Consider the following 9512-nt stretch of genomic DNA (forward strand, 5'->3'; position numbering starts at 1 on the left):
CATGATCGGTGCCGGTACGGACGACGGATGGAGGTGCGCGGTGCGGGTGGTGTCGCTGGTGCCGTCGCTGACCGAGGCGGTGGCGCTGACCCTGCCGGGGGTGCTGGTCGGGGCCACCGACTGGTGCACCCACCCGGCCGGGCTGGACGTCGCCCGGGTCGGCGGCAGCAAGTACCCCGACCTGGACCGGGTCCGCGCGCTGCGGCCGGACGTGGTGCTGCTGAACGTGGAGGAGAACCGCCTGGCCGACGCGGAGGCGCTGCGGGCGGCCGGCGTACCGGTGCGGGTCACCTACCCGCGTACCGTCCCCGACGCCCTGTCCGAGCTGGCCGAACTGCTGACCGAGTTGGGCGCCTTGGCCGAGCCGGACTGGCTCGGGGAGGCCCGGCGGGCGTGGGCCGATCCGCCCCGGCTCGCGCCGGAGCGCCGTGCGGTGGTGCCGGTCTGGCGTCGACCGTGGGTGGTGCTCGGCACCGACACGTTCGCCGGTGACATGCTGCGCCGGCTCGGCGTGGTCAACGCCTACGACGAGCAGTCCGAGCGGTACCCACGGCCGAGCCTGGCCGAGCTGCACGGGGAGCGGCCGGAGCTGGTGGTGCTGCCCGACGAGCCGTACCGGTTCACCACCGACGACGGGCCGGAGGCCTTCCCCGGCGTACCGTGCGCTCTGGTGTCCGGTCGGCATCTCACCTGGTACGGCCCCTCGCTGGCCGAGGCCCCGGCGCTGCTGGCCGACCAGCTCTCCCGGCCGGTGCTGGCCGGCTGAGCGGGCCCGCCCGGCTGGCTCACCCGCCAGGCCGGCGGGCGGCGAACCGGGCGGTCAGGATGCTCGCGCCGATGGAGACGGTCAGGGTCAGCACCACCACCGCGAGGGTCAGCCAGATCGGCAGCTTGCCCACCGGCGTCTCGGCCAGGATCAGCTTCAGGCCGGCGAAGGCGAGCAGCAGCGCCAGCCCGTAACGCAGGTAACCGAAATGCCGCAGCAGACCGGCCAGGCAGAAGTAGAGGCTGCGCAGCCCCAGCACGGCGAACGCGGTGGCCGTCCAGACCAGGAAGGTGTTGGTGGTGATGGCGAGGATCGCCGCCACCGAGTCGATGGCGAAGACCACGTCGGTGGCCTCGATGGCGATCAGCGTCACCAGCAGCAGGGTCGCCTTCCGTCGACCGGCGACCCGGACGGTGAACCGGTCGCCGTGGTAGCGGGCCTCGGTGGGCACCACCCGCCGGAACAGCCGGACCACCGGGTTGCGCTCCGGGTCGACGTCCGGCTCCCCGCGTACGGCCAGCCGCCACCCGGTCCAGATCAGGAAGGCGCCGAGCACGTAGGCGGCCCAGGTGAGGCGTTCCAGCAGTTCGGCACCGGCGAAGATGAACAGCAGGCGGAACACCAGCGCGCCCACGACGCCCCAGAACAGCACCTTGTGCTGGTAGCCCGCCGGCACCCGGAAATAGCCGAAGAGCAGCGCGAAGACGAAGACGTTGTCGACCGAGAGCGCCTTCTCCAGCAGATAGCCGGAGTAGTACGCGATGGCCGAGTCCCCGCCGAGGCCGAGCCAGACGACCAACCCGAACAGCAGGCCCGCGCAGATCCAGACGGCGCTCCAGAGCAGCGCCTCGCGTAGCCCGATGACGTGGTTGTCCCGATGCGCGAGCACGTCGACCGCGAGCAGAACGGCGATGACCGCGCCGACCGCCGCCCAGGCCCAGAACGGCACCGCGGCCGTCGCGTCGCTCACCCGGCGCCCCCCGCATCGCCCCCGGTGCCGGAAGCACCGCCCGGCCACCCCGCCGGCCCGGCCGGTCGGGGCCGTTACCGAGCGTAGGCGAGCGGCCGGTCCGGCGTCGGCGCTCCGGCGAAGTCGACCCGCCGGCACGGGGCCGAGGGGCAGGGTCGCGGGTCCGCCGCACATCGGTGGAGTGCGATCCGGCAGGATCGACGGTGACCGGACACATCACCGAACACGGCAGGAGATCCCCGCATGAACCAGGCAGCAGGCGCAGCATCGGGTAAGCCCGAGGTGGGTCCGATCGAGGGTGCGCCGCCGGCCGACCTCGTGATCGAGGACATCACCGTGGGCGAGGGCCCGCAGGCCCAGGCGGGCCAGTTGGCCAACGTGCACTACGTTGGCGTGTCGCACTCCACGGGCGGCGAGTTCGACTCGTCGTGGAACCGCGGTGAGGCGTTCGAGTTCCCGCTCGGCGGCGGCCAGGTCATCGCCGGCTGGGACCAGGGCGTGGTGGGCATGCGCGTCGGCGGCCGTCGCCGCCTCACCATTCCGCCACACCTGGGGTACGGCGACCGCGGCGCGGCCGGCGTCATCAAGCCGGGCGAGACGCTGATCTTCGTAGTCGACCTGATCGGCGTGCGCTGACCGATGGCGTGGGGGTCGTCGGCGCGTGCCGACGGCCCCACGTCGCTCGTCAGGCGGCCAGCACCAGGCCTGCGGGCGCGATCGCCGGACGCCGTTCGGGCTCGATCGCTCGCGCCGGCTCCAACACCGTCATCACCCGGTGCAGGCCGCTGGCGCGCAGCACCCGGGCCACCACCGGGGTCGGGTCGACCAGGACCAGCGCACCACCGCGAGCCCGCACCCGCAGGTGCGCGGCGAGCAGCGCGCGCACCCCGGCGGCGGAGAGCAGCCGCAACTCGGACAGCTCCAGTCGGAGCACCGGACGCGCGGGCGCGGACCACAGCGCGGAGCGGAACGCGGCCACGGTGCTGATGTCGACCTCGCCGGCCACCCGCACCTGCACCACGTGCTCACCCACGCTGACCTGCACGTCGAACCGGTCGCTGCGCTCTCCCATACCCCAGAATCTAGCCCCCACCCCCGACAGTTCCGCCCCTCGCGGAGGGTGATTCCGGGTACGTCCAGGGCATCCCCGGAGGCCACCCCGACACCCCTCGGGGTGCAGGTCAGGGTGCCTCGGCGGCGGCGCGCCGTACCGCTGATCCGGTGCGGGTCGGATTCGACGGTGGAGAATGGGCCGATGCTGATCCCCCGGCCTCGACCACCCCGGCTTATCCGGCCCGTCCGCGAGCCGGCCACCGTCCCTCCCCCGCTCACCGGGGCCTGGGCCGCCACCGACCGCAGACTCGACCAGGCCGACCTGCTGCCGCTGCCGGAGGGCGCAGTCGGCCCGGAGGACGTACTGGTCGACCCGGCCGGGCGGGTGATCAGCGGCGACGAGGACGGCCGGCTCTGGTGGTGGCCCGCCGACGCGCCAGCCGGCACCCGGCCCGTGCTGCTCGCCGAAACCGGAGGTCGGCCACTCGGCATCGAGCTGGACCCGGCCGGCGAGGCGCTGGTGGTCTGCGACGCGTACCGCGGGTTGCTGCGGGTCACTCCGGACGGCGCGGTACGCGAGCTGACCGGGACGACGTCCCCGGTGCATCTCGCCAACAACGCGGCGGTGGCCCGCGACGGCACCGTGTACTTCACGGATTCCTCGGACCGGTTCCCGGTCTCGCACTGGAAGCGGGACCTGCTGGAGCACCGCCCCAACGGCCGGATCCTGGCCTACCACCCGGGCAGCGGGCGCACCGAGGTGGTGACCGAGGGGCTGTTTTTCCCCAACGGAATCGCACTGACCCCGGACGAGTCGGCGCTGATGCTGGTGGAGACCACCACGCACCGACTGCTCCGCGTCGAGCTGGGCGGCGGGGTCCGGGTGCTCGCCGACCTGCCCGCGTACCCGGACAACCTCTCCGCGGTCGGTGACGGGACGTACTGGATCGCCCTGCCCAGCCCTCGGGTGCCGATCGCCGAGCGGCTGCTGCCGCACCCGCGCCTGCGCCAGATCGCCGCACTGCTGCCCGACGCGATGCAGCCGCAACCCCGCCGCTACGGGCTGGTCGCGCTGGTTGACGGCGCGGGCACGGTCCTCCGGACGCTGCACGGTCCGTCCGGGCGCTACTGGATGATCACCGGGGTACGCCAGCACGGCGACCACCTCTGGTTGGGCAGCCTCATCGGCCCAGGGGTGGCCCGCGTACCGCTGAACTGAGAGGCTCGGGGCCGACCCACCGGTCGGTGGGTCGGCCCCGAGGCCGTCGGCGGTGTGCGTCAGCGGCCGCTGACCGAGGGCGCCGGTGCGGGCGACCCGCCGGCCACCGCGCCGGGGTGCGCCGGGGCCACCGGCGCGGGCCGCAGACCGGGCGACACCGGCAGGGCGCTGCCCCGGACGAACTCGTCCCAGCTCACGTTCCAGGCGGTCCAGCCGTTGCCCGCGTTCAACGGCACCTCGGTGCCCTTCACGGTGACCAGGTCGCCCACCTGCGTCTGCCCCATCAACCAGTCCGCGGCGGTGGCGGAGACGTTCGCGCAGCCGTGCGAGACGTTCGTGGACCCCTGGTCGCCCTCCGACCAGGGTGCCGAGTGGATGAACTCGCCACCCCAGGTCAGTCGCTGGGCGTCGTCGACGTCGACCACGTAGCCGCCGTCCGGCTCACCCCGGGTGTCGAAGGTGGTCCGCTCGTGCTTCTCCATGATCACCATCTTGCCGCTGGAACTGGGCGTGCTCGGCTTGCCGAGGCTGACCGGAATCCGGCGGACCTGCTTGCCGTCGCGCAGCACGGTCATCTGCTTCGTGGCGTTGTCGATCTCCAGAGCCAACTGGCGGCCGATCTTGGAGGTCGCGGTCCGCTCGGCGTCACCGACCATCTTCTTGCCGATCGGCAGACCCTCCAGACCAGCCCGAACACTGATGGTGGTCCCCGGTCGCCAGAAATCGGGCGCTCGGTAATAGGCCTGACTACCGTCTTCCAGCCAGGACCAGGCACCCGGTTGAACCGGATTCGTCTTTACGAACAACCGCCGTTGGACATCCGCCCTGGCCTCTTTCGGAATACCCGGGTCGAACGCAACGGTTACCGGCATCGCCGTGCCGTACGTCCGGTTGCCGACGAAATAGAGGGTGCTGGTGATCTGGGGTTTCGTGGATTTGGCCATGGTGGTGAACGTGGTGGAGCGGGTCGTGGTGGCGCCCGAGTCGCCGGTCGCGGTCACCTCGGCGGTGTACGTACGCCGCGGTTGCAGCGGCGCGCTCGGCACCCAGGCCGAGCCGTCCTCCCTCGGCTCCGCCTTGACCTGCGCGCCCTTGTCGTCGGTGAGCCGCACGCCAGTGATCCGCCCGCCCTTGACGGCGGTACCCACCTCGGCGCTCACCGGCACCTCGCGCGTCTTGTCGCCCGGAGTCACGGTCAGCTCCGGCGGTGCGGCGTGCCCCTTGCCGCCCTGGGCCGCCCGGTCCCGATCGACGGTGCACCCGCCCAGCACCAGTGGTGCGGCTGCGATGGTTAGCGCCAACAGCGTCAGTCGCCGCCTCGACGTCATGTTCAGTCCCCCCGTTTTCGGCTTCCCTCCGCCACATTCTCGCCGCCTCTACCAGGGCTTCCATGCCATTCGGAAATAATCGGCGGCGCATTTATCGGTGCATTTTCCGGCGCTGCGCCGGTTGGCAGAACAAAGGCCGGAGCGCCCCCAGTTGCGCCTACCGCGCCCACTCGACCGTCCCCATCCCGCCCGACCCCAACGTCCCGTCCGGCTACCAGCGCGGCGATGTCGCGCTTTCGGTCGCAGGACGCCCTGTGACCCGCGCCGCGCGCGGACACCCACGCCCCGACGCGTCGCGTCCGCCGCGACCGGCCCATGATCGGCACGCAACTTCAGGGAAAGTGCTGCCTCCGGCAGTCTGGAGGCAGCACTTTCCCTGAAGTTGCGTGGATCTTGAAGGTTCAGCCACCAAGATCGTGCTCGATCCAGGATGTAGTGGCCTCGCCGACGCGCCGGGGCCACTACATCCTGGATCGAGTGCGACTTCCTCCTCCCGCCCTCGCGATCTTGCACTTGTGGTCGCCGATACGCGGCATTCGCCCTGTTGGCCGAGGCAGGAAGCGCAAGATCGCCGAGCCATCCGGGCCGGAGACGGCGCCGCGACCAGCGCGGACCCAAGCAACTCGGACCCAACCAGCGCGGACCCAGCCGCGCCGTCGCGGACGCCGTCGCGGACGCGAATCGCGCAGGTATTCGGGCCGGTCGCGCACCTTGGGAGCGGACTTTTGTCAGCGGCAGCAAAACTTCTGCCCATCGGGACGAAGCTTTGCCTTCGTCCGGAGCCAAGGGTAGGGTCGCGAATTAGATAGAAGGTTGCCCATTCGTCGATCAGCCTGCCGCCGCCCTTGCCGGGTCGCCGCGTTCCGCCCCTGATGGGGTCCGGGCCGCACCCGCGCCGTCCGTCACCGTCCCGCCGGACCCCCGATTCCGGCCGGTTCGGCGCGCCCGTCGGCAGCAGCTGGTCGACCTGCCATTGGCGGCGCCCCATGCCGTCAGGAAGGGACCACCACCATGGATCAACAAACCCCTCGATCGGAGCCGGCCCCAGCGTCCGGGCTGCTCAGCCGGCGCGGCTTACTGGGCGCCGCGACGGTCTCCGCGGCCGCCGTCGGCTCCGCCGGCCTGCTCGCCAGCCCGGCCACCGCCGGGTCGGCCGGGCAGTCGCACGGCCGGCGCCGGGTGCCGCTGGACCGCATCAGCATTCAGCTCTACACGCTGCGCGACCAGCTCGCCGCCGACCTGCCCGGTTCCCTGGCCGAGCTGCGCCGGATCGGCTACCGGCGGGTGGAGCACGCCGGCTTCGTCGGGCGTACGGCTGCGCAGTTCCGGGCCGCGTTGGACGCGGCCGGGCTCCGGGCCACGTCCGGGCACGTCGGCATCCCGCAACCGTTCGACGCCGCCACCTGGGAACGCGCCCTCGCCGACGCGAACGTGGTGGGCAGTAAGAAGATCGTCCACCCGTACTTCGGTCGCGACTCCCAGGGGCGACCGATCCGGGACCCCGCCGTCTACCGGGCGTTGGCCCGGGATCTCAACCAGGCCGGCCGGCTGGCCGAGCGCGCCGGGCTGGACTTCGGCTACCACAACCACCAGGCCGAGTTCCTGCCGACGACCAACGGGTCGAGCGGCTTCGACATCCTCACCGGCGAGACCGACCCGCGGCTGGTCCACTTCGAGCTCGACCTGTACTGGACCTGGCGCGGCGCACACGACCCGGTCGACGTGATCCATGCCAACCGCGGCCGGATCCGTCAGGTGCACGTCAAGGACCTCGACGTCGAGGGCGGCTTCGCCGACCTCGGAGACGGGCTCATCGACTTCGGGCGGATCTTCGCGCACGAGCGCGAGGCCGGCCTCGAGGAGTACATCGTGGAGCGCGACGACGCGGGCACCCCGCCGCGCGCTCCCGCTGACGCCCTGGAGACCGCTCGCGTCGGCTTCAACTATCTCGCCTCACTCCGGTACTGACCACCACTCGGGGGACAAACCTGATGAACAGGACCGCATTCGTGTCCGCCCTGCTGCTGGTGACCGCCGGCTTGGCCGTGCCGCCCGCGGCGGCCACCGCCGCGCCCGCGCCAGCGGCCGCGCCGCCGGACAGCAGCTTCCAGAAAGTGACACTGAACGACTTCCCGGGCGAGCCGATGAGCCTCGCCGTCCTGCCCGACCTGCGGGTGCTGCACACCTCGCGCACCGGCGAGGTCCGCATCCACGACCCGCGCACCGGGCTGAACACCCTGGCCGCCGACATCCCGGTGTACGAGCACGACGAGGAAGGGCTCCAAGGGGTCGCCATCGACCCGAACTTCGCCCAGAACAAGTGGGTCTACCTCTACTACTCGCCGCCGATGGACACCCCGGTGGACGACCCGGCCACCCCCGGCGTCAACGAGGGCGACGCACCGCTGGAGGGTACGGAGGCGGACTGGCAGCGCTACCGGGGCGCGTTGCGGCTGTCCCGGTTCAAGCTGGACGGGATGAGGCTGAACCTCAGCACCGAGCAGCAGATCATCGACGTGCCCACCGATCGGGGCATCTGCTGCCACGTCGGCGGCCAGATCGACTTCGACAGCGTGGGCAACCTGTACCTGTCGACGGGTGACGACTCGAACCCGTTCTTCTCCGACGGCTACATCCCGATCGACGAGCGGGCCAACCGTCACCCGGCGTTCGATGCCCAGCGCACCTCGGCCAACACCAACGACCTGCGCGGCAAGCTGCTGCGCATCCGGGTCAAGGCTGGCGGCGGCTACACGGTGCCGGCCGGCAACCTGTTCAAGCCGGGTACGGCGCAGACCCGTCCAGAGATCTACGCGATGGGCCTGCGCAACGCGTTCCGCTTCGCCGTCGACCGTCGTACCGACAACGTCTACCTGGCCGACTACTCCCCGGACGCCTCGAACTCGAACCCGGAGCGCGGGCCGGCCGGGCACGGTCGGTGGATGCTGATCGACAAGCCGGCGAACTACGGCTGGCCGTACTGTGTGACCCCGACCCTGGCCTACCGGGACTACGACTTCGCCACTGGCGTGTCCGGTCCGAAGTTCAACTGCAAGCGTCCGGTCAACGACTCGCCCCGCAACACCGGCAAGCGGGTGCTGCCGCCGGTCGAGGCGCCTCAGGTCTGGTACCCGTCCGCCGCCTCCGGGGAGTTTCCCCAGTTGGGCACCGGCGGGATCGGCCCGATGGGCGGCCCGGCGTACGACTATGACGGGACCAGCACCTCGCGGACCCGGTGGCCGGCCTACTACGACGGTGTGCCGCTGTTCTACGAGTGGACCCGGGACTACATCAAGGAGTTCCGCCTCGACTCCGACGGCGACGTGCGGGACATCCGGCCCGTGGTGCCGTCGACGGTGGTGGACAACCCGATGGACCTGGAGTTCGGCCCGGACGGCGCGCTGTACGTGCTCGAGTACGGCGACGGCTACTTCTCCGAGAACCCGGACGCCCAGCTGTCCCGGATCGACTTCGTCCGCGGCAACCGGACGCCGATCCCGAAGATCAGTGCGACCCCGACCGCCGGGCAGGCGCCGCTGACCGTCGCCTTCTCCAGTGCCGGCACCACGGACCCGGACGGTGACCCGCTGCGCTACGCGTGGGACTTCGACGCGGACGGCTCGGTGGACAGCACCGCCGCCAACCCGACCTGGACCTACCAGGCGAACGGCAAGTACAACCCCACGGTGAAGGTGACCGACCGCACCGGCCGTTCCGCGGCGGCGACCCTGCCGCTGTTGATCGGGCCGCGCGCGCCGATCGTCGAGTTCGTCGCCCCGGTGGCCGGGCAGCCCTTCCAGTTCGGGCAGACGGTCGCGTACCAGGTGCAGGTCACCGACGACCTGCCGGTGGACTGCTCACGGGTGCGGGTCACCTACGTGCTCGGCCACGACGAGCACGGGCACCCGCTCTCCACGTCGACCGGCTGCTCGGGCTCGATCCCGACCTTCGTCGACGGCGGCCACAGTGGGGCGGACAACCTCACCGCGGTCTTCGTCGCGGAGTACACCGACGCGCCGACCGACCCGGGCGTACCCCCGCAGACCGGCAGCGCCACGGTGGTGCTGGATCCTGATCCGGTGGCCGGCCTGGCCGGCTGACCACTACCCGGCGGGGGGGGGCGGAGGGAAAACGGCCCCCGCCCGCCGGCTGCGCGCCTCCCGCTGCCGCTTACGC

The 9512-nt window shown here is 71.7% G+C and carries 8 protein-coding genes; 5 read left to right on the forward strand and 3 right to left on the reverse strand.

The window, feature by feature from the left end:
- The first annotated feature begins 40 nt into the window (after positions 1-40).
- On the forward strand, positions 41-766 hold the full coding sequence (locus V6V47_RS11045; protein ID WP_334628015.1) for a helical backbone metal receptor: 726 nt from the start codon (positions 41-43) through the stop codon (positions 764-766).
- Between the two features lie 19 nt (positions 767-785).
- Here V6V47_RS11045 and V6V47_RS11050 read toward each other — a convergent pair whose 3' ends face one another.
- A complete protein-coding gene (locus tag V6V47_RS11050) occupies positions 786-1736 on the reverse strand; it encodes a TerC family protein (RefSeq protein ID WP_334628016.1) in 951 nt (316 codons plus the stop codon).
- 243 nt (positions 1737-1979) lie between these two features.
- Here V6V47_RS11050 and V6V47_RS11055 point away from each other — a divergent pair, with 243 nt between their 5' ends.
- Positions 1980-2372, forward strand: coding sequence for an FKBP-type peptidyl-prolyl cis-trans isomerase (locus tag V6V47_RS11055; protein WP_334628017.1), 393 nt, complete (start codon positions 1980-1982; stop codon positions 2370-2372).
- A gap of 49 nt (positions 2373-2421) precedes the next feature.
- On the opposite strand, the gene V6V47_RS11060 is transcribed toward V6V47_RS11055, so the two are convergent.
- A complete protein-coding gene (locus V6V47_RS11060) occupies positions 2422-2808 on the reverse strand; it encodes an STAS domain-containing protein (protein ID WP_334628018.1) in 387 nt (128 codons plus the stop codon).
- 183 nt (positions 2809-2991) lie between these two features.
- Here V6V47_RS11060 and V6V47_RS11065 point away from each other — a divergent pair, with 183 nt between their 5' ends.
- Entirely contained in the window at positions 2992-4008 is a 1017-nt protein-coding gene (locus tag V6V47_RS11065) for an SMP-30/gluconolactonase/LRE family protein (RefSeq protein WP_334628019.1), read from the forward strand.
- A gap of 59 nt (positions 4009-4067) precedes the next feature.
- Here the strand turns inward: V6V47_RS11065 and V6V47_RS11070 are convergent, their stop codons facing one another.
- A complete protein-coding gene (locus V6V47_RS11070) occupies positions 4068-5336 on the reverse strand; it encodes a L,D-transpeptidase (protein ID WP_334628020.1) in 1269 nt (422 codons plus the stop codon).
- Positions 5337-6347: 1011 nt separating this feature from the next.
- Here V6V47_RS11070 and V6V47_RS11075 point away from each other — a divergent pair.
- Together V6V47_RS11075 and V6V47_RS11080 are read left to right on the forward strand one after the other, a co-directional pair.
- Positions 6348-7304 (forward strand): sugar phosphate isomerase/epimerase family protein, encoded by a 957-nt coding sequence (locus V6V47_RS11075; protein ID WP_334628021.1) that lies wholly within the window; start codon positions 6348-6350, stop codon positions 7302-7304.
- A gap of 23 nt (positions 7305-7327) precedes the next feature.
- Positions 7328-9436, forward strand: a complete 2109-nt coding sequence (locus tag V6V47_RS11080; protein WP_334628022.1) for a PQQ-dependent sugar dehydrogenase — start codon at positions 7328-7330, stop codon at positions 9434-9436.
- Positions 9437-9512 lie beyond the last annotated feature (76 nt).

Origin of the sequence: Micromonospora sp. CPCC 205539, from assembly GCF_036906815.1 — a bacterium.
GTDB lineage: Bacteria > Actinomycetota > Actinomycetes > Mycobacteriales > Micromonosporaceae > Micromonospora.

Coding starts and splice junctions, on each gene's coding strand:
- V6V47_RS11055 (WP_334628017.1), top strand. CDS start 1,980: ATGAACCAGGCAGCAGGCGCAGCATCGGGTAAGCCCGAGGTGGGTCCG.
- V6V47_RS11060 (WP_334628018.1), bottom strand. CDS start 2,808: ATGGGAGAGCGCAGCGACCGGTTCGACGTGCAGGTCAGCGTGGGTGAG.
- V6V47_RS11065 (WP_334628019.1), top strand. CDS start 2,992: ATGCTGATCCCCCGGCCTCGACCACCCCGGCTTATCCGGCCCGTCCGC.
- V6V47_RS11070 (WP_334628020.1), bottom strand. CDS start 5,336: ATGACGTCGAGGCGGCGACTGACGCTGTTGGCGCTAACCATCGCAGCC.
- V6V47_RS11075 (WP_334628021.1), top strand. CDS start 6,348: ATGGATCAACAAACCCCTCGATCGGAGCCGGCCCCAGCGTCCGGGCTG.
- V6V47_RS11080 (WP_334628022.1), top strand. CDS start 7,328: ATGAACAGGACCGCATTCGTGTCCGCCCTGCTGCTGGTGACCGCCGGC.